This window comes from Bacillus sp. HY001, assembly GCF_007558965.1.
Lineage (GTDB): Bacteria > Bacillota > Bacilli > Bacillales > Bacillaceae_G > Bacillus_A > Bacillus_A mobilis.
In genome coordinates this window covers 1-20,567 of record NZ_VLTE01000038.1, presented here as the reverse complement: position 1 = coordinate 20,567, position 20,567 = coordinate 1, and the positions used below count along the sequence as shown (strand labels likewise).

Below are 20,567 nucleotides of genomic sequence, written 5' to 3'. Positions count from 1 at the left end.
AATACATAAAAGAAGAAGGGTGTTTACAACATGAAAAAACTATTACTATCAGGACTTATTACAACGGCAATTTTTGGTTTAACTGCTTGTGGAGGAAAAAGTGAAGATAAGCTTGTTGTTGGTGCTTCTAATGTACCTCATGCAGTTATTTTGGAAAAAGCAAAACCATTACTTGAGAAAAAAGGTGTGGAACTAGAAATTAAAAAATTCCAAGACTACGTATTACCAAATAAATCATTGGCAAATAAAGAATTAGATGCAAACTATTTCCAAGGTATTCCATACCTAGAGAAAGAAATGAAAGACAAAAAATATGATTTTGAAGTAGCTGGAAAAATACATATTGAACCAATCGGTTTATATTCTCAAAAATATAAAAATCTAAAAGAGCTTCCAGATGGTGCAACAATTATTATGAGTAATGCAATTACTGATCATGGACGTGGTTTAGCGATTTTACAAAAAGAAGGTATTTTAAAAATTAAAGATCGTATAGATCCTGTAAAAGCAACCGTAAAAGATATTGCGGAAAATCCAAAAAATTTGAAATTCAAAACAGACATTGAGCCTGGTTTATTAACACAAATGTATAAAAATAAAGAAGGTGATGCTATTTTAATTAATGCTAACTATGCGATTGATGCAAAATTAAATCCAAGAAAAGATGCAATTGCGATTGAAGGTAAGGATTCTCCATATGTAAACGTAGTTGCAGTTCGTAAAGGTGACAAAGATAAGAAAGAAATTAAAGCACTTGTAGAAGTATTACATTCGAAAGAAATTGAAGATTTTATTAATAAGGAATATAACGGTGCTGTTATTCCTGTAAAAGAATAAGTTTGAAAACTAAGGAATTGAGTTTTTACAACTACGTATTTTATAACCGGTGAAAATTAATTGTTATATTAAGGGCTACTAAGGTAGCCCTTTTATATTTGCAACGAAAATTTGTCAGGGAATGTACATTAATGGAGGATTTAGTTGAAGAATATAGCACAAAAGTGATTAAACATTTTACTTTATTAAGTTTTGATGGAGAATGTATTGTTTTTTGAAAAAAGGAAAGGGTATCATGATAATTGAGACTGAGAGGCTAATAAATTGTTAAGAATAAGCATAGAGTGGAAATATACTCTTATGGGGTATCATACGTAGATAATTAGTGCTATAATTGGTATACTCGTAAAAGCAATTGTTTTATTGGATGAAGAGAAACTTTAAGAAGGTGATAATATGGATCATAAAGAGCATGAAGCGGTAACACATAGATCAGAAAAAGAAAAAGAACAAATTATAAATAGATTAAAGAGAATTGAAGGACAAGTCCGCGGTATTCAAAATATGATTGAAAATGATCGTTATTGCGTGGATATTTTAGTGCAAATTTCAGCGATTAATGCAGCGATGAAAAAAGTAGGAATGGGTGTATTAAAAAACCATACAAGTCATTGTGTTTCAGGTGCCATTAAAGATGGCAATGGTGACGAAGCAATTGAAGAATTAATGACAGTATTTGAACGTTTTTCAAAAGCGTAAAAACAAGCTAGTATGTAACTGGCTTGTTTTTTGTTTACCTTCATATAGGATTTAGGGGTATTGGTGTGAAAAAATGTGTGTAAAATAAACTTTTAGAAAATAATTGAAAAATCATGATACAAAACCATTGATTACCTTAGGGGGGTATGGTAAGATGAAATTGTGATTAACAAACAATGAAGAAACAAGAGGAGGATTTTAAATGGAACAGTTAACATTACAAGTTGAAGGTATGTCTTGTGGACATTGTGTAAATTCAATTGAAAGCAGCGTGAAAGAACTAAACGGTGTTGAACAAGTGAAAGTTCAATTGGCAGAAGGAACTGTTGAAGTTACTATCGACTCATCAGTTGTAACGTTAAAAGATATAGTTGCTGTAATTGAAGATCAAGGATACGATGTTCAATAATTATTTTTAGATATGGAAATAAATCGTACTTTATAGGAAGTACGATTTATTTTGTTAATAATTATACCTTATGAGGGTATATAGAGGTGAGAGACATGAATGAACAAAAAGAGGCCAATCTTCAAATATCAGGAATGACATGTGCGGCATGTGCGAATAGAATTGAAAAAGGTCTGAAAAAAGTAGAAGGTGTTCATGATGCAAATGTAAATTTTGCACTTGAAAAAACAAAAATAATGTATGATCCCCAAAAGACAAATCCGCAACAATTTAAGCAAAAAGTTGAATCGTTAGGATATGGAATTGTCAGCGATAAAGCAGAGTTTACTGTTTCAGGGATGACTTGCGCAGCATGTGCCAATAGAGTAGAAAAGCGTTTAAATAAGTTAGAAGGTGTGAACGGAGCGACAGTGAATTTCGCTTTAGAATCAGCTACAGTAGATTTTAATCCTGATGAGATTAATGTAAATGAGATGAAGAGTGCAATTACGAAATTAGGATATAAATTAGAAGTGAAATCAGATGAGCAAAATGGATCAACTGATCATCGCTTACAAGAAATTGAGCGACAAAAGAAGAAATTTATCATTTCGTTTATTTTATCATTTCCGTTATTGTGGGCAATGGTAAGTCATTTCTCATTTACATCGTTTATTTATTTACCTGATATGCTTATGAATCCTTGGGTGCAGCTAGCTCTTGCAACTCCAGTTCAGTTTATCATTGGTGGGCAGTTTTATGTTGGGGCTTATAAAGCGTTACGTAATAAAAGCGCTAATATGGATGTTCTCGTGGCACTTGGAACGTCTGCAGCGTATTTCTACAGTGTGTATTTAAGTATTAGGTCGATTGGTTCTTCGGAACATATGACAGACTTGTATTTTGAAACGAGTGCAGTACTTATTACATTAATTATTTTAGGTAAATTATTTGAGGCGAAAGCAAAAGGACGCTCGTCAGAAGCAATTAAAAAATTAATGGGATTACAGGCGAAAACCGCTACTGTTGTACGAGATGGAACAGAAATAAAAATTTTAATTGAAGAAGTGGTAGCTGGTGATATCGTTTATGTGAAACCAGGGGAAAAAATCCCGGTAGATGGGGAAATTGTAGAAGGAAAGTCAGCAATTGATGAATCGATGTTAACAGGAGAGAGTATCCCGGTTGATAAAACAATTGGGGATGTAGTAATCGGTTCTACAATAAATAAAAATGGCTTTTTAAAAGTGAAAGCAACTAAGGTAGGAAGAGATACTGCATTAGCTCAAATTATTAAAGTAGTAGAAGAGGCTCAAGGTTCAAAAGCTCCTATTCAAAGGGTAGCAGATCAAATTTCAGGTATTTTCGTACCGGTTGTAGTTGTGATTGCTATTATCACATTTGCAGTGTGGATGCTATTTGTTACACCTGGTGATTTTGGCGGAGCACTTGAGAAAATGATAGCCGTACTTGTTATCGCTTGTCCGTGTGCATTAGGTCTTGCAACGCCTACGTCTATTATGGCGGGATCAGGAAGATCGGCTGAATATGGCATTTTATTTAAAGGCGGGGAGCATTTAGAGGCAACCCACCGATTAGATACAGTTATTCTAGATAAAACAGGTACTGTGACAAATGGGAAGCCGGTGTTAACAGATGTAATTGTAGCAGATGGATTCCATGAAGAAGAAATACTACGTTTAGTAGGTGCGGCAGAAAAAAATTCTGAACACCCACTTGCAGAAGCGATTGTAGAAGGAATTAAAGAAAAGAAAATTGATATCCCAAGTTCAGCAACGTTTGAAGCAATTCCAGGATTCGGTATTGAATCAGTTGTAGAAGGGAAACAATTATTAATTGGTACACGTCGATTAATGAAGAAATTTGATATTGATATTGAAGAAGTTTCTAAATCGATGGAAGCGCTAGAACGAGAAGGAAAAACAGCGATGCTTATTGCGATCAATAAAGAATATGCTGGTATAGTTGCCGTTGCGGATACTGTAAAAGATACTTCAAAAGCAGCTATCGCAAGACTTAAGAAAATGGGTCTAGACGTTGTTATGATTACAGGAGATAATACACAAACTGCTCAGGCAATCGCTAAGCAAGTTGGTATTGATCACGTAATTGCAGAAGTATTACCAGAAGGAAAAGCTGAAGAAGTAAAAAAACTGCAAGCGCAAGGTAAGAAAGTAGCAATGGTTGGAGATGGAATAAATGATGCTCCTGCACTGGCTACGGCGGATATCGGTATGGCAATTGGAACAGGTACGGATGTAGCGATGGAAGCGGCAGACATTACGTTAATCCGTGGTGATTTAAATAGTATTGCTGATGCAATCTTTATGAGCAAGATGACGATAAGAAATATTAAGCAAAATTTATTCTGGGCACTAGCTTATAATGGGTTAGGAATCCCGATTGCAGCGTTCGGTTTTTTAGCACCTTGGGTTGCTGGAGCTGCGATGGCATTTAGTTCTGTATCCGTTGTATTAAATGCATTACGATTGCAAAGAGTGAAATTAAAAAAATAAAAATCTATAGAGTAATTGCATATGCTTTTAAACAAAAAACAATACTTTGAAATAAGTATTGTTTTTTGTTTATATAGAAAGAAAAAAGATATAATAAAGCAGAAATATTGAATACTAGATGGTAGAAAAGTTCAATGATAGTTTAGTAAGGAGGTTTATATATGTTAAAAGACACGATCATTAGAACATTCCATAAAGAGGATTTAGAACAAGCTTTGCAGTTGTTCTATGAAACAGTTCATACAATTAATGCAAAAGATTATAACGTATTACAGCTACAGGCATGGGCACCAGAGCGACTAGATAGAGAAAGCTGGTTACAGTCTTTAGAGAAGAATATTAGTTATGTAGCGGATTATAACGGTGTGATAGTGGGATTTGGTGATTATAATGATGAGCATTACGTAGATCGCTTATTTACGCATAAAGATTATCAAGGGAAAAGGATAGCGTCATACATACTACAGGAGTTAGAAAAAGAAGCAGTGCACTTGGGACATAAGGAGATATATACAGAAGCGAGTATTACAGCAAAACCTTTCTTTGAAAGTAACGGTTTTATTTGCATAAAGGAACAAAAGAAACAGCATAATGGTCAGATTTTTACTAATTATGTAATGAAAAAAATAGCCCTCTCATAAACGAGAAGGCTATTTTTTCATTATTTTACAGCTTCTTTAAGTTCTTTACCAGCTTTGAAAGCAGGTACTTTAGAAGCTGCGATTTGCATTTCTTCACCAGTTTGTGGGTTACGGCCTGTACGAGCAGCTCTTTCGCGAACTTCGAATGTACCGAATCCGATAAGTTGTACTTTTTCACCAGCAGCTAAAGTGTTAGTGATTGATTCTACTACAGTTTGTAAAACTACAGTAGCTTCTTTTTGAGAAATCTCAGCATTTTGTGCTACGTTTTTGATTAATTCTGTTTTGTTCATGTTTTTCACCTCATATGTAAATAATGCTATTTAAGTTGTTATTATAACGTATAAAACATTCGAGAACAAGTGTACGCACATATATTCGTAAAAAAAATGAAATTTGTAATATTTTTTAGAGCTACTGTATAGACAGTTCATTTAAGCGGATACAGATTGTTTCTTTAATTCGGTTTGCTCTTTATTGGAAGGTTGTTTCTTATTATAAGATATGAAATAAGGTAACGCTACAAATAACATACCGCCTACTAAGTTTCCGAAGAAAACAAAAATGAAGTTTGGAAAATATTCAATCCAAGTTAACTGTCCAGCAAAAATTGCAGCTGGGATAACAAACATATTGGCTACAACGTGTTGAAATCCAATCGCAACAAAAGTCATAACTGGGAACCAGATGCCGATAATCTTTCCGATAAATTCTTTACTTCCTATACTGAGCCAAACGGCTAAACAAACGAGCCAATTACATCCAATTGCAGAAATGAAGGCTTGTATTGGTGTATCTTGTAGTTTAGCTTGCGCAATAGAAACTGTTTTCGCTAAAAAAGCGCCCTCTGTTAATCCGACGATATGACCGAAAAAATAAGCCACGAATACAGCACCTATGAAGTTGCTAAACGTAACAATAATTAAATTTCGTATGAAATGAAATAAAGTAATTTTCTTTTGAAGCCAAGCCATAGAAACTGTCATCATGTTACCAGTTACTAGTTCACCGCCTGCAAGAATAACGAGTATAAGACCGATAGGGAATACAGCAGCGCCTAGAAAACTAGTAAATGATCCCCAATATTTTGGCATTGTTCCGATAACATGGATATCGAGTAAATACCCTAATGCTATGAAAGCACCACCAAAAAAACCGAGAATTAGCATAGGGAGTAATGATAAATGAGCTTTTTTTCTTCCGGAATTCGCAGCAAGTTCCGTAATTTCCTCTGGTGTAAATACAGACATGAATAATCTCTCCTCAATAAAATGTTAGAATGAATAGAAGGAACATTTTTAAGAATCTATGTATTATAAAAATATGTTATGACTTCTGTATAAGTTTGTCAAAGTGAATGGGGTAGAATTGGATATAACTAACATTGTTCATGTTGTCACATTAATGTAACAATAAGGCTGTAAAGTACTTCTAGAGGTGAGAACATGAATCCGCATCATGTAAAAAAAGAACAAAAAAAATCAATCATAAAAATATTTATAATCAGTTTTATAAGTATAGTAATGATTTCAGTAAGTTTGTATTTCTATGCGACAGAAATAGAACGAAAACTAGTAACAGTTACGTGGAATGAAATAGAAGCATCTACAATTCCTAAAGAGTTTAATAATAAAAAGATATTGCAATTCTCAGATGTACATTTAGGGCCAGAATTTACACTTAAACAACTAGAAAATTTGGTGGAGAAGATGAATGTGTTACATCCAGATATAGTAGTTTTTACAGGGGATTTAATAGATAAGTTTGGATCGTATAAGGCGGAAAGAGAAGAAGCAAAAGGTATATTACAAAAAATACATGCACCCTTAGGGAAATATGCAGTGTTTGGGAATCATGATAGAGGCGGGGGAGGTAGTTTATTTTATAAAAAGTATATGGAGGAAGCTGGTTTCTCTGTGTTAGTAAATGAAATGCAAAAAATTAAAGTAGAAAACGGAAAATATATTACAATATCAGGTTTGGATGATTTCTTATTAGGAAAGCCGCAAATAGATTCGACTTTAAAACATGTGAGACAACAAGATTTCAATATGCTCTTAGTACATGAGCCGGATGTTGTAGACAAAGTAGCTCGTTACCCAGTTGATTTTCAAATGTCAGGCCATAGTCACGGAGGACAAGTTCAAATTCCTTTTATAGGTCCATTAATTACTACAAAATTAGCTGAGAGCTATGTGGAAGGTATGTATGAATTAGAAGGGAAGAATAAGCCGTTACATTTATACGTAAATCGTGGTATTGGGACAACCCGAATGCCTGTTAGATTTTGGAGTGTACCTGAACTTTCAGTATTTGTGTTAAGGCAAAATAGCAACTAGACTATTCAAGAGTAGTAGGACTTTCAGAGAAAGTTCTCTTTTTTTATTAGTTAAACATGGAATATTATGTGAGTTTTATTTAAAGTGTTAAAATGGAAAGGAATCTTTTCATCATGTAGAAGTGAAAAAGTAATTTACATAAATAAAAAACCAACAATAGATCATATAAAACCTATTGTTGGTTTTTTTATTATTTTTTCAAGGGAATCGCATCAAAATATGTTCTGTAGTTATTAGAGAATTCAAAGTTGTTTTTTGCATCCCAATTAATAGACCAGGACATTAGGCCGCGGAATGCAGGATAGCCACTTTGATTTGAAAGTTTATACTTTCCTCCGAAAGGAATTCCTTTAATGATATAATCTAAAGCTTTTTTCATTTCAGTTGGAGAAATATATCCGCCACTTGGAGCGGCAGCTGGTGCTGCAGGAAGTCCAATCATGACTTGATCCGAACGAAGAGCTGGGAAAATGTTATTTGCATTACCACCTACTGGAAAACCATGTAAGAGCATATCTGCCATAGCGACTTCGTAGTCTGCAGTACCTTGATTGTAGTTATTACCGTCCATTCCAATCCCACTACCAGCGTTGTAGTGTTGAACGTGAATGTATGTTAGTTTGTCTTTCACTCCGTAAATAATCGGTAAATATGCACCCCAGATGCTTCCATATGCGCTATAACCGCCTTGAACATAAGCTGTTTCAGGAGCCATGCTTAATAGAAAATTTGTACCATAATGATCTGAGATTGTCCGAATAGCTGAAATAAGATTTACGATTTGAGGAGTCGTTGGGTTTTTGAAATTAGTGTCATTTCCGTTTAAGTAAATTCCTGATTCAAGGTCGATATCTATTCCATCAAAACCGTATTTATCAATTAGAGATTGTATGGAATTAATAAAACGTTGCTTAGCGGCATTATCAGGAAGTAAAACGACCCCATTTTGTCCACCTATTGAAAGAACTACTTTCTTTCCTTTACTTTTTAAATAAGCAATATCTGATTTGAATTCTGCATCCGTACCATACACAGGAGAAAATTCAACAGTGGAACGATCACCACCAGTTTCACCGAAAGATACATTGATTACATCCCATTTCGGTGAAACGTCTCTTAATTTAATAATACCAGTACCATTATCGAAGTTATGCCAGTATCCAACGAGTAATTTTGATCCTAAATTGTTTGCTGCTTGTGCTTGAAAGGGAGCTAGCGGTAGCAGTAAGAAAATTACTAAAGTACAACAAATGAATTTGAACTTGTTTAACATATCAACACTCCTATACAAAAAGTTGTCTAGATGTATAATCTTGTTTATTTAATAATATCTAAAAATTCACCCTTTTGTAAGGCGACTATAATTTTCTCAACAATTGTGTATGGGAAATTATTAAACCTAATGAAATAATTTCTGGAGGAGGTCGAATTACGATTGTTAAATTCAGAATATTTTGATATATTTTAAAGTATAGGACAAGATTTTTCGCATAATACTCTTACATAAATTTCAAAATTAAGTTTGGAAGGGGATGTACAAGAGTTGGATAAAAATCTTAAGAAAGACCTCAAAATACGCCACATTACAATGATTTCCATTGGCGGCGTAATAGGAGCTGGTTTGTTTGTTGGAAGTGGTGCGGTTGTGCATTCAGCAGGTCCAGGTTCTATCGTTTCATATGCATTAGCAGGACTTCTAGTTATTTTCGTTATGAGAATGCTAGGAGAAATGGCAGCTATTAATCCGACAAGTGGTTCATTTGCAACATATGCAAGAGAGGCAATTGGTCCATGGGCAGGTTATACAATTGGGTGGCTATATTGGTTTTTCTGGGTAATTGTTATTGCAATAGAAGCTACAGCAGGTGCTGGTATTATTCAATACTGGATTCCAGAAATCCCGCTCTGGTTATTAAGCTTAATATTAACGATTTTATTAACATTGACGAATGTTTTCTCGGTGAAATCATTTGGAGAATTTGAATATTGGTTTTCATTTATTAAAGTAATAAGTATTGTTTTGTTCCTTTGTCTTGGACTAGCTGTTATTTTAGGATTTGTACCAGGAACGGAAGCACCTGGCACTTCGAATTTAGTAGGTCAAGGAGGATTTATGCCAAATGGTATAAGTTCGGTGTTACTTGGAATCACCGTCGTTATATTTTCATTTATGGGATCTGAGATTGTTGCAGTAGCCGCTGGAGAGTCTGCCGAACCTGTAAAAGCCGTAAAAACAGCAACAAATAGTGTAATTTGGCGTATTCTCGTATTTTTCATTGGATCGATCGCTGTAGTTGTTACACTCCTTCCGTGGAATTCGGCGAACATACTAAAAAGTCCGTTTGTGGCGGTACTGGAACATATAGGGATACCAGCGGCAGCGCAAATTATGAATTTTATCGTTTTAACAGCTGTACTTTCTTGTTTAAATTCGGGTTTATATACGAACTCAAGAATGCTTTTTTCAATGGCAGAAAGAGGAGATGCGCCAAAGGCATTTTTGAAATTGAATAGTAGTGGTGTTCCAGTTCGGGCGGTTTTATTTGGAACTTTCTTTGCTTACGTTGGAGTGGTTTTTAGTTACATATCTCCAGATAAAGTATTTTTATTTTTAGTGAATGCATCTGGTGGGATTGCGTTACTCGTTTATCTCGTTATAGCAGTTTCACATTTCAAGATACGTAAAAAAATGGGGAAAGCGGAACAACAAAATTTGAAAGTGAAAATGTGGCTTTTTCCATATGTAACATATGTTACAATTGCTGCGATTATAGCAGTTTTAGTTGCAATGCTCGTAATTGAATCTTTACGTTCACAGGCACTATTAACGATGCTTGTTACTGTTCTTATAATACTTTCTTATTTTATTTTCAATAGAAATAAAAATAGTGCAGTGTTGAATCCTAAAAGTAAAAATGAGGAATCTGTTCGATTCTAATTTCTTGTTTTAGAAGAGAGTTACACCCAATCATTGCTATAAAAGAATCATATATAATCATAGAAACAAGTAATTACTATTGTCATAGTGAATATAAACTTTTTTCTTGACTTTTTATACGAAGGCGAGCAAAATGGTAAAAAAGGAAGGGGGGATGACAATGGAAGAGTACGTATTAGAGCTGTATAACCTGTTATATACGACAGAATGGCAAGATATTGTTTCGTTTCTAGGAATAATGTTTTGTATGAAAATTGTAATTGTATATATGGAAGAGCAAGGTATGTTCTATTCCTTCTCATCCCCGTTCGATGTGCAGCGCGAGCCGTTGCCAAACTATGCCAAGGTAAATTACGAACAAATTCCTTTTGTTATATTCTTTATGATTCGATTTATAACAGCAATTGTAAAGAAAAAGGAAAGTGACGATGAAGAGTGCCACTCAACTTGTAATATAGCGACTGCTTTTTAAGCTAAATACAAGGAGGAGATTTATATGTGGTTTCGATTTCTTATGATTGGTTTCTTTTCATTAACAGCAATTTCTTTAATGGGATATCAAGTGTCTGAAATTTTTCAAGCATATAGCAATACGTTTTTCAACAAAAACTAATTACATTGCTATTTAAATAATAAAGCGATAAAATCCTTCTTAAGAAGTTTTATTAAGAAGGATTTTTTTCTTTGCTCTGTCTTACTGTGTCAAACTATTGTCACATTTACACTGTGAATAATATGTTAAAATAGTGAGGTTACGTATACATATTTGAAGGAAGAGGAGTGACCATTTTGGTGGATCAATCAACTAATCAGAAAAGCTATGCTCCTATTGTGATAACGCTTTCTGTAATTGTAAATGCGATTATTTTATTTTTGTTCTTTGGACCTGTTGGCTATGAAGGAGAAGTACATTTTGATGTAACGATTTTACCAATGTTAAATGCAATTTTTAATAGCTTTACGTTCGTATTCTTATTAGCAGCTTTATACTCGATTATTAAGAAGAATGTGAAAATGCACCGCGGTTTCATCCTGGCAGCATTTACAACGACGTTGCTATTTTGTGTTTCTTATTTATCGTATCATTACTTGGCGCCGGCAACACATTTTGGTGGGGAAGGATTCATTAAATATGTGTACTTCATTATTTTAATTACACATATTATCCTTGCAGCAATTATTGTACCACTTGCATTGTTTGCACTTGTATTTGGTTTTACAAATCAATTAACACGTCATCGTAAAATTGTACGTTGGACGATGCCGATTTGGTTATATGTAAGTTTATCTGGTGTTATTGTTTACTTAATGATCTCACCTTATTACCAATAAAAAATCTCAGCCTGTAGGCTGGGATTTTTTTGTTAGGCAAATATTTTTGTGAAATGAAAAAAATATGGTATACAAAAGTATAGTTGCTTTTCATATAGAAGGGATGGTAAAGGGATATGCAAAATTTTGTATTTCGTAATCCGACGAAACTTATTTTTGGTAAAGGTCAATTGGAACAGTTAAAAACTGAAATTCCACAGTTCGGAAAAAAAGTTCTTCTCGTATACGGGGGAGGCAGCATTAAAAGAAACGGTATTTATGATAATGTACTTTCTATTTTAAAAGATATAAATGCAGAAGTATTTGAATTGACAGGCGTTGAACCGAATCCACGTGTATCAACTGTAAAGAAAGGGATTCAAATTTGTAAAGATAATGGTGTTGAATTTATTTTAGCAGTTGGCGGAGGAAGTGTGATCGACTGTACGAAGGCAATTGCTGCTGGTAGTAAGTACGATGGAGATGTATGGGAAATTGTAACGAAAAAAGTATTTGCTAGTGAGGCGTTACCATTTGGTACGGTGCTTACTCTTGCAGCGACAGGGTCTGAAATGAATGCGGGTTCTGTCATTACAAACTGGGAAACGAATGAAAAATATGGCTGGGGTAGCCCAGTTACTTTCCCGCAGTTTTCGATTTTAGATCCAGTTCATACTGCGTCTGTACCGAGGGACCAAACAATTTACGGTATGGTAGATATTATGTCACACGTATTAGAGCAATATTTCCATCACGGAACAAATACAGAGTTACAAGATCGTTATTGTGAATCTATTTTAAAAACAGTAATTGAAACTGCTCCTAAGCTTTTAAGTGATTTAGAAAATTATGAGCATAGAGAAACCATTTTATATTGCGGTACTATGGCGTTAAACGGCATTTTAGCGATGGGAGTAAAAGGGGACTGGGCAACTCACAATATTGAGCATGCAGTTTCTGCGGTTCATGATATACCACACGGGGGTGGCCTTGCAATTTTATTCCCGAACTGGATGAAGCATGTCGTAGATGAAAATGTAAGTCGTTTTAAACAGTTCGCTATTCGTGTATTCGATGTTGAAACAGATGGGAAAACTGATCGAGAAATTGCGTTAGAAGGAATTGAGGCGTTACGTCAATTTTGGACTTCAATTGAGGCGCCGGTAACATTAGCTGATTACGCTATTGGAGAAAATGAAATTGATTTAATGGCGGATAAAGCGATGGCTTATGGCGAATTTGGTAACTTTAAAAAATTAAATAAAGACGATGTTTTAAGCATATATAAAGCTTCTTTATAAGTGAATCAAGCAAAGAAACCCATTTGATTGGTATATCAAATGGGTTTCTTTTTTGTTGTTTATAACTGTTTGTGATTGATTTTGGTTATTTATGAATGTTTATGGTTGATTTTTGTGATCGTTTTCATTATACTGTAATCAAAGAAGAGGTGAATGAAATGTTAACTCCTGAACGTCATCAAATGATATTGCAACTTGTAAAAGAGCTGAAGGTTGTTAAATTACAACAATTAGTGGAAAGAACAGAAAGCTCTGAATCAACAATTCGTCGTGATTTAGCGCAATTGGAAAAACAAAGGTTATTAAAAAGAGTTCACGGTGGTGCGGCTGTTTTAACAGGAAAAGGACAGGAGCCGACGATGGTTGAAAAATCATCCAAAAACATTCAAATAAAACAACAAATTGCGAAGCATGCGGCTAGCATTGTTGAACAAGGTGATTGTATTTATTTAGATGCAGGAAGTACGACATTTGAAATGATTCCATTTTTAATAAATAAAGACGTCACTGTCGTTACAAATGGACTTATGCATATTGAAGCTTTAGTTGAAAATAATATTCGTGCATATTTACTAGGCGGAATGATGAAAAGTAGGACGAAAGCCTTAATTGGTGCTATGGCACAGGAAAGTATGCAAAAGTATCGTTTTGATAAATGTTTTTTAGGCGCGAATGGTGTGCATGAACAACTTGGTTTTACAACACCGGATCCAGAAGAGGCGCTTTTAAAACAAATGGCATTAACATTAGCAAACGAAGGATATTTCTTAATTGATGAAAGTAAGTTTTCAGAAGTTGCGTTTGCGAAAATTGCCAATGTTGAAGAGGCAAATATTATTACAAACCATTTAGAAATTGATTTAGAAAAATATAAAAGACAAACCAATGTAATTGAGGCTGATAAACAATGATCTATACAGTTACTTTAAATCCATCTATTGATTATGTAGTACAAGTTAATTCCTTCGATTTAGGCGCAGTAAATCGAGCAAAGAAAGATATGAAATTTCCTGGAGGAAAAGGCATTAACGTTTCTCGCGTTCTCCATCGTTTAGGTGTGGAAAATATAGCACTTGGATTTACTGGTGGATTTACCGGTCGATTTATTAAAGATATATTACAGGCGGAAGGTGTAACAACAAACTTCATCCAAGTAGACGGAGATTCCCGAATTAATGTGAAAATAAAAGGACAAGAAGAGACGGAATTAAATGGGCAAGGTCCTAATGTGACAAAAGAACAATTTGAACAATTAATGAAACAGATTGAAAGTATGAAGCAGGGAGATTGTGTTGTACTGGCTGGAAGTGTACCAGCGTCTATCTCAACTACTTTTTATGAATCGATCGCAGCGCTCGGAGCTGAAAAAGGTATTCGCGTAGTGGTTGATGCAAGTGGTAGTGCACTGCAGCATGTAATTAAAAATAAACCATTTTTAATAAAGCCTAATCATCATGAACTTGGTGAGTTATTCGGTGTAGAGATTTCCACAGTAGAAGATATTTTACCGTATGGAAGAAAATTAATTGAACAAGGTGTAGAGCACGTTATCGTATCAATGGCTGGAGATGGAGCTTTACTATTTACGGCAGAAGGTATATATGAAGCAACTGTTCCAAAAGGTGTTGTAATTAATTCGGTTGGGGCTGGAGATTCTCTCGTTGCAGGATTTGTAGGGAAATATGAACAGACGAAAGATATTGAAAAGGCATTTCAATATGGCGTTGCAACAGGGAGTGCAACAGCATTTTCAGCTGATTTATGTGAAAAGGAAAAAGTAGAAGAATTATTGTCGCAAGTAATTGTAACTAAGCGATAGGGGGAAGCAACATATGAAAATTACAGAACTATTAAAAAGGGATACAGTTATTATGAATTTGACAGCTTCAAATAAAGAAGCTGTCATAGATGAATTAGTTGAGAAATTAGACGGTGCAAATCGTTTAAATAGTAAAGCGGAATTTAAAGAAGCTATTTTAAAGAGGGAGTCACAAAGTACGACTGGAATAGGGGAAGGGATTGCGATCCCTCATGCGAAAACAAAAGCTGTTAAGCAACCAGCGATTTGTTTTGGTAGAAGTGTAAGCGGTATCAACTATAAATCGCTTGACGGACAGCCAGCGCATTTATTCTTTATGATTGCTGCGAGCGAAGGGGCGAATAATACTCATTTAGAAACGTTATCGCGTCTATCTACAGTATTAATGGATGAAGGATTTCGTAAGCAATTATTAGAAGCAAAGGATGAAGAGGAACTTCTTCGTTTATTTGATGAAAAAGAGAATGAAAAAGAAGAAGAAGAGGTTGAAGTTGCAAAACCAGAAGGAAATGAACCGTACGTATTAGCGGTTACGGCTTGCCCAACTGGAATCGCTCACACGTATATGGCAGCGGATAGCTTGAAAGCAAAAGCAGCAGAGCTGGGTATAGCAATTAAAGTTGAAACGAATGGATCAACAGGCATAAAAAACGGTTTAACGAAAGAAGATATTGAACGCGCAACGGCTATAATTGTTGCAGCAGACAAACAAGTAGAAATGAACCGCTTTGCTGGGAAACATGTCATCCAGGTGCCAGTCGCTGATGGGATTAGAAAAACGGAAGTGCTTCTTAATCGAGCTGTAAAACAAGATGCGTCAATTTTTAAAGGGATAAAGGAAGATGGGAAGACAGAGAGCACAGAGAAAGGAAAAGGGTTAGGCATTTATAAGCACTTAATGAGCGGTGTAAGTAATATGCTTCCATTCGTTGTTGGTGGCGGAATTTTAATTGCACTAGCATTTTGGATTGGTGGTATAAAAGCAGAAGGACCATTGGCTGAATTGTTAATGTCTATTGGTGGAGGTAAAACAGGGGCGTTTTTATTCCTCGTACCAATTTTAGCTGGATTTATTGCGAGTTCTATTGCTGATCGACCTGGTTTTATGCCTGGTGTTGTCGGTGGATTTTTAGCAGCACATGCGAATGCTGGGTTTTTAGGTGGATTAATAGCTGGTTTCTTAGCTGGGTATGTTGTTGTAGGATTGAAACGATTGTTCTCAGGATTACCAGTACAGTTAGAAGGAATTAAGCCTGTATTGTTATATCCAGTCTTTGGATTATTGATTACAGGAGTTGTTATGCAAAAAATAGTAATTCCGCCTGTAGTAGCATTGAATGAAATGTTAACAGGATGGTTAAATGGTTTGAACGGTACAAATGCTATATTATTAGGTCTTATTTTAGGTGGCATGATGGCAATTGATATGGGTGGTCCAATTAATAAAGCTGCATTTACATTTGGCATTGCTGCAATAGAAGCGCAAAACTTTGGAATTCACTCAGCAGTTATGGCTGGTGGTATGGTACCGCCGTTAGCGATTGCATTCGCAACTACTTTCTTTAAATCAAAATTTACTGAGGCAGAACGTAAATCTGGTTTAACAAATTATATTATGGGAGCGTCGTTTATTACAGAAGGTGCGATTCCATTTGCAGCTGCAGATCCGATTCGAGTAATAGTAAGTTGTGTTGTTGGTTCAAGTATTGCGGGTGCATTATCTATGTTATTCCAAATTACATTACCAGCACCACATGGTGGATTGTTTGTTATCGCATTAGTAAATAAACCGGTGTTATATATTTTCTCGATATTGATAGGGACAGTTGTTTCAGCTCTTATGATGGGGATTTGGAAAAAGAAAGTTAAATAACACATGAAAAAGGAGGAGCTTTTATTAGCTGCTCCTTTTTATTACAAAAAAGAAGGTTAATAATTGGAGAATGATGGATTTTGGTAAAAGATGTAATGAAATATGAATTTTTTGTAACAAAAAAGTAATACTGTAATTTTTTCTGGAAAAAAATTCTGGTGCTTGTACGTGGAAAATATATGAAAACTATTGGGAATTCTATTGGAAAGAGAATTCATTAATATGGAAATTTATGTTACAACTCATTAATCGCATATTACGAATGGTTTGTAATTGTGTGATTTCTAAAAATCTCAAAAATCTGTTGCTATAATGAAAATACGAAAACAAAGCAAATGGAGGCTATTCATGAAAAAATTATTAGGTATAGCAACAGCAGCAGTTTTTGGTCTTGGGATTTTTGCGGGTTCTGCGAAAGCAGAAACGATTGTAACAACAGATGTATTAAATGTTAGAGAAAACCCAAATGTAGAATCAAAGCTTGTAGGTAAAATGTTGAGTGGAAATACATTAGATGTTGTAAATACAGAAAATGGATGGACAAAAATTAAATTAAATGGTCAAGAAGCGTTTGTGAGTGCTGAGTTTACAAAAAGTACATATTATGTAACAGCAGGCGTGCTAAATGTTCGTACTGGAGCGAATACGGACTCTGAAATTCTTGGTAAACTTAATAAAAATGATGTAATTGAAACGACAAATCAAGTTCAAAATGAATGGTTACAATTTGACTATAATGGAAAAACAGGATATGTTCACGTGCCATTTTTAACGGGGACGGCACCTGTGATTGAAAAGAAAGAAGTTGTCACGCAAGAAGAAGCACCGGAAAAAGTAAATACGACGGTTAAAAATAATAAAGCAGTTAAGAGTAAAGAGTCTGTTAAGAATGTAGAATCAAGTAAACCTGTGGTAAAAGAGAAGCCAACTGCGAAACCAGTTGCGAAATCTACTGGAACAAGTGCGCCTGCTGGTGGACGTGAAATAACAGTAGAAGCGACAGCGTATACAGCGCACCCAAGTGAGAATGGTACGTATGGTGGTCGTGTATTAACTGCAATGGGGCATGATTTAACAGCAAATCCAAATATGAAAGTCATTGCTGTTGATCCTAAAGTGATTCCACTTGGATCAAAAGTATGGGTAGAAGGATATGGAGAAGCGATTGCTGGAGATACAGGTGGCGCGATTAAAGGAAATCGTATTGATGTTTTAGTTGGTTCAGATGGTAGTGCTGATAACTGGGGGCGCAAATCTGTAAAAGTGAAAGTTATAGAGTAGTATATATGTATGAATATGAAAGGCGGTTGCTTGAAATTGTATAAGCAACCGCCTTTTGTGGATTATTGAAAAGGATAAATCGTTTTACCTGTAATAATTTTATATGCACTGCAAAATTGATTTTGAATATATTCTGTATTTTCATTTTCTGGATGTAATGTTGTTTCTTGGAGAGTAGAATGAAAAGAACGTAGCAAACAATTTAAGGCGAAGTATAATTCTTCTTGTGAGCAATTTTGTTCTTTTGTAGCAGTAGCTAAAATGAGGTCTTTTGTTAAAGATGAAAAATTAATGGTGGATTGTTTCATAGTCAACTCATCCTCTCGAAGGTATTTTTTATCATGTATATGCGGAATTGGACAAACTATGTTCTTTTTTATTTATCCCGCTTTAATGGGCAGTAAGACCCCCACCTCAAAATTCAGCGAAAGCAAAGAAGTTAGGTGGGGGATCAACTGCCCATAAAAGTCCGATTGGTGAGGGCTGATTAAAGTTTCACTTTATAATTTCATGTACCGGAATGAAAGAACTTGCAATCATGCCGTTAAAATTGGTAAGATTGGATATAATCAATAGATGGAGTACATCACATAAAGAGAGTTGAATGATATGGGAGAAGTGCAACGTGAAAAAGTTGCTGTCATCATTGGGCCAACGGCTGTTGGGAAGACGAAGTTAAGTATTGATCTTGCTAAAGCGTTGAATGGTGAAATTATAAGTGGAGATTCCATGCAGATTTATCGTACGATGGATATTGGAACTGCAAAGGTGACGAAAGAAGAGATGGATGGAATTCCACATTATATGGTCGATATAAAAAATCCGGAAGAATCATTTTCTGTTGCCGAATTTCAAGAACGTGTTCGTAAGCATATTCGAGAGATTACAGAGCGTGGTAAATTGCCAATTATCGTTGGTGGAACTGGCCTGTATATACAATCTGTTTTATTCGATTATCAGTTTACGGATGATGCTGGTGATACTATATACCGAGCGCAAATGGAACAGTTAGCATTAGAACGTGGTGTGGAATATGTACATAAAAAGTTACAAGAAGTAGACCCAGAAAGCGCTGAGCGTATTCATGCAAATAATGTACGCCGTGTCATTAGGGCGTTAGAAATTTTCCACACGACGGGTGAAAAAATGAGTGATCAACTTGAAAAACAAGAAAACGAGTTATTATACGATGTTTCCTTGATTGGCTTGACAATGGATCGAGAAATGCTATACGATCGCATTAACTTGCGAGTTGATATAATGATGGACCAAGGTTTATTAAAAGAAGTAGAAGGATTGTATAATAGCGGGATACGAGATTGTCAATCTATTCAAGCGATTGGGTATAAAGAGATATATGATTATTTTGAGGATCGTGTCTCTTTAGAAGAAGCGGTATCACAATTAAAGACGAATTCACGTCGTTATGCAAAGCGTCAATTAACATGGTTCCGTAATAAGATGGATGTCACATGGTTTGATGTTACAGACGGTGAAAAAACGTCAGAAATTTTACGATACATAGAAGGAAAGTTACAACTAAAGTCGAATAATAGTAAGTAGAGAAAAAGAGGAGGATTCGACATGAAGCAATCAATCAATATTCAAGATCAGTTTTTAAATCAACTCCGTAAAGAGAATACGTTTGTTACGCTGTACTTATTAAATGGTTTCCAGCTTCGTGGATTAATTAAAGGATTTGATAATTTTACAGTCCTACTGGAAACAGAAGGTAAGCAACAGCTTATTTATAAACATGCAATTTCTACATTTGTACCACAAAAAAATGTTTCAATTGAATTAGAGTAGTAATGAATTATTGTACATAACAAAAAAAGAGCGAGTTTCTCGCTCTTTTTTTATTTGCCATAAACAATAGATCGTGGAATTTAAGCGATTCTAAATACAGTAAGACGAATGTTAGTGTTGCCTGTTTCAGGAATTGTAATTTCGCTAAGAGTAGATTTAACAGAAATGTTTGCGCCGGCAGCTAATGTTTCGATCGTAGTGAATGAAAGTGAGTCGCCTATTAGATTTGAAGAGAAGTTGTCAGTTGCGACTGCTCCATTTATTGAAATTCCTACTCCAAGTGGGGCACATCCTGGTGCAGTTGTAGAGATGGATACGCTAATGACATAAATACCAGCGTTGATAACAGTAACTGTATCTGTGCCGTTGAAGATAATGTTGTTTATGTTAATTGCAGTATTAAAAATGAAGTTGTTAAATTGAAGTATTGTTTGCTGAATGTTGTTTGTAACGACAATTGTTGCCACAGGGAAGCTAGGTCCGGTAGGCCCAGTAGGTCCAGTTGGTCCACCAGAAGGTCCGGTAGGCCCAGTAACTCCTATACCAGTAGCGCCGGTAGCACCTGTTGGACCTTGAATACCTTGAGGTCCAGTGGCACCGGTAGCACCCGCTGGTCCTTGAACACCTTGAGGTCCAGTAGCACCCGTGTTACCTTGAACACCTTGAGGTCCAGTGGCACCGGTAGCACCCGCTGGTCCTTGAGCACCCTGAGGTCCAGTAGCACCCGTGTTACCTTGAACACCTTGAGGTCCAGTGGCACCGGTAGCACCCGCTGGTCCTTGAGCACCTTGAGG

General features: G+C 35.4%; 21 protein-coding genes. 16 read left to right on the top strand and 5 right to left on the bottom strand.

Annotated elements, in window-relative coordinates; translation table 11 throughout:
• Positions 1-30 precede the first annotated feature (30 nt).
• From metQ to FOT98_RS19075, 5 genes are all read left to right on the top strand, one after another.
• On the top strand, positions 31-837 hold the full coding sequence (gene metQ / locus FOT98_RS19095; RefSeq protein ID WP_063260651.1) for a methionine ABC transporter substrate-binding lipoprotein MetQ: 807 nt from the start codon (positions 31-33) through the stop codon (positions 835-837).
• 396 nt (positions 838-1,233) lie between these two features.
• The gene (locus FOT98_RS19090; protein ID WP_000349636.1) at positions 1,234-1,536 is read left to right on the top strand and encodes a metal-sensing transcriptional repressor; all 303 of its coding nucleotides are present in this window, start codon (positions 1,234-1,236) and stop codon (positions 1,534-1,536) included.
• Positions 1,537-1,738: 202 nt separating this feature from the next.
• A complete protein-coding gene (gene copZ / locus FOT98_RS19085) occupies positions 1,739-1,945 on the top strand; it encodes a copper chaperone CopZ (RefSeq protein WP_000436980.1) in 207 nt (68 codons plus the stop codon).
• Between the two features lie 95 nt (positions 1,946-2,040).
• Positions 2,041-4,461, top strand: coding sequence for a heavy metal translocating P-type ATPase (locus FOT98_RS19080; protein WP_063260650.1), 2,421 nt, complete (start codon positions 2,041-2,043; stop codon positions 4,459-4,461).
• Between the two features lie 161 nt (positions 4,462-4,622).
• Positions 4,623-5,102 (top strand): GNAT family N-acetyltransferase, encoded by a 480-nt coding sequence (locus FOT98_RS19075; RefSeq protein WP_063260649.1) that lies wholly within the window; start codon positions 4,623-4,625, stop codon positions 5,100-5,102.
• A 20-nt stretch (positions 5,103-5,122) separates the two neighbouring features.
• Here FOT98_RS19075 and FOT98_RS19070 read toward each other — a convergent pair whose 3' ends face one another.
• On the bottom strand, positions 5,123-5,395 hold the full coding sequence (locus FOT98_RS19070) for an HU family DNA-binding protein (RefSeq protein WP_001043902.1): 273 nt from the start codon (positions 5,393-5,395) through the stop codon (positions 5,123-5,125).
• Between the two features lie 141 nt (positions 5,396-5,536).
• Entirely contained in the window at positions 5,537-6,352 is an 816-nt protein-coding gene (locus tag FOT98_RS19065; protein WP_063260648.1) for a formate/nitrite transporter family protein, read from the bottom strand.
• 195 nt (positions 6,353-6,547) lie between these two features.
• On the opposite strand from FOT98_RS19065, the gene FOT98_RS19060 reads away from it, so the two are divergent.
• Entirely contained in the window at positions 6,548-7,441 is an 894-nt protein-coding gene (locus FOT98_RS19060) for a metallophosphoesterase (RefSeq protein ID WP_063260647.1), read from the top strand.
• Between the two features lie 190 nt (positions 7,442-7,631).
• Here the strand turns inward: FOT98_RS19060 and FOT98_RS19055 are convergent, their stop codons facing one another.
• Positions 7,632-8,714: a chitinase gene (locus FOT98_RS19055; RefSeq protein ID WP_063260646.1), complete on the bottom strand. Its 1,083-nt coding sequence runs from the start codon at positions 8,712-8,714 to the stop codon at positions 7,632-7,634.
• A gap of 270 nt (positions 8,715-8,984) precedes the next feature.
• Here FOT98_RS19055 and gabP point away from each other — a divergent pair, with 270 nt between their 5' ends.
• The 8 genes from gabP to entD all read left to right on the top strand — a co-directional run bounded on the left by gabP (position 8,985) and on the right by entD (position 17,964).
• Complete coding sequence (gene gabP, locus FOT98_RS19045) at positions 8,985-10,379, top strand: GABA permease (protein ID WP_061680369.1); 1,395 nt, start codon at positions 8,985-8,987, stop codon at positions 10,377-10,379.
• A 133-nt stretch (positions 10,380-10,512) separates the two neighbouring features.
• Complete coding sequence (locus FOT98_RS19040; protein WP_002072695.1) at positions 10,513-10,851, top strand: hypothetical protein; 339 nt, start codon at positions 10,513-10,515, stop codon at positions 10,849-10,851.
• Positions 10,852-11,168: 317 nt separating this feature from the next.
• A complete protein-coding gene (locus FOT98_RS19035; RefSeq protein ID WP_000228316.1) occupies positions 11,169-11,711 on the top strand; it encodes a DUF420 domain-containing protein in 543 nt (180 codons plus the stop codon).
• A gap of 116 nt (positions 11,712-11,827) precedes the next feature.
• Positions 11,828-12,991, top strand: coding sequence for an iron-containing alcohol dehydrogenase (locus FOT98_RS19030; RefSeq protein ID WP_063260645.1), 1,164 nt, complete (start codon positions 11,828-11,830; stop codon positions 12,989-12,991).
• A 158-nt stretch (positions 12,992-13,149) separates the two neighbouring features.
• On the top strand, positions 13,150-13,902 hold the full coding sequence (locus FOT98_RS19025; protein ID WP_061680371.1) for a DeoR/GlpR family DNA-binding transcription regulator: 753 nt from the start codon (positions 13,150-13,152) through the stop codon (positions 13,900-13,902).
• The gene (pfkB, locus tag FOT98_RS19020) at positions 13,899-14,810 is read left to right on the top strand and encodes a 1-phosphofructokinase (protein WP_063260644.1); all 912 of its coding nucleotides are present in this window, start codon (positions 13,899-13,901) and stop codon (positions 14,808-14,810) included. The genes FOT98_RS19025 and pfkB overlap by 4 nt, the downstream gene beginning before the upstream one ends.
• Before the next feature lie 13 nt (positions 14,811-14,823).
• Positions 14,824-16,683: a PTS fructose transporter subunit IIABC gene (locus tag FOT98_RS19015; protein WP_063260643.1), complete on the top strand. Its 1,860-nt coding sequence runs from the start codon at positions 14,824-14,826 to the stop codon at positions 16,681-16,683.
• 348 nt (positions 16,684-17,031) lie between these two features.
• Entirely contained in the window at positions 17,032-17,964 is a 933-nt protein-coding gene (gene entD, locus FOT98_RS19010) for a cell wall-binding protein EntD (RefSeq protein WP_063260642.1), read from the top strand.
• A gap of 62 nt (positions 17,965-18,026) precedes the next feature.
• On the opposite strand, the gene FOT98_RS19005 is transcribed toward entD, so the two are convergent.
• Entirely contained in the window at positions 18,027-18,272 is a 246-nt protein-coding gene (locus tag FOT98_RS19005; protein WP_048545845.1) for a hypothetical protein, read from the bottom strand.
• Positions 18,273-18,573: 301 nt separating this feature from the next.
• Here FOT98_RS19005 and miaA point away from each other — a divergent pair, with 301 nt between their 5' ends.
• Together miaA and hfq are read left to right on the top strand one after the other, a co-directional pair.
• A complete protein-coding gene (gene miaA / locus FOT98_RS19000; RefSeq protein ID WP_063260641.1) occupies positions 18,574-19,527 on the top strand; it encodes a tRNA (adenosine(37)-N6)-dimethylallyltransferase MiaA in 954 nt (317 codons plus the stop codon).
• A 21-nt stretch (positions 19,528-19,548) separates the two neighbouring features.
• Complete coding sequence (gene hfq, locus FOT98_RS18995; protein WP_000813896.1) at positions 19,549-19,773, top strand: RNA chaperone Hfq; 225 nt, start codon at positions 19,549-19,551, stop codon at positions 19,771-19,773.
• A gap of 80 nt (positions 19,774-19,853) precedes the next feature.
• Here hfq and FOT98_RS18990 read toward each other — a convergent pair.
• A partial coding sequence (locus FOT98_RS18990; RefSeq protein ID WP_144291121.1) for a Gly-Xaa-Xaa repeat protein occupies positions 19,854-20,567 on the bottom strand: 714 nt, incomplete at its 5' end.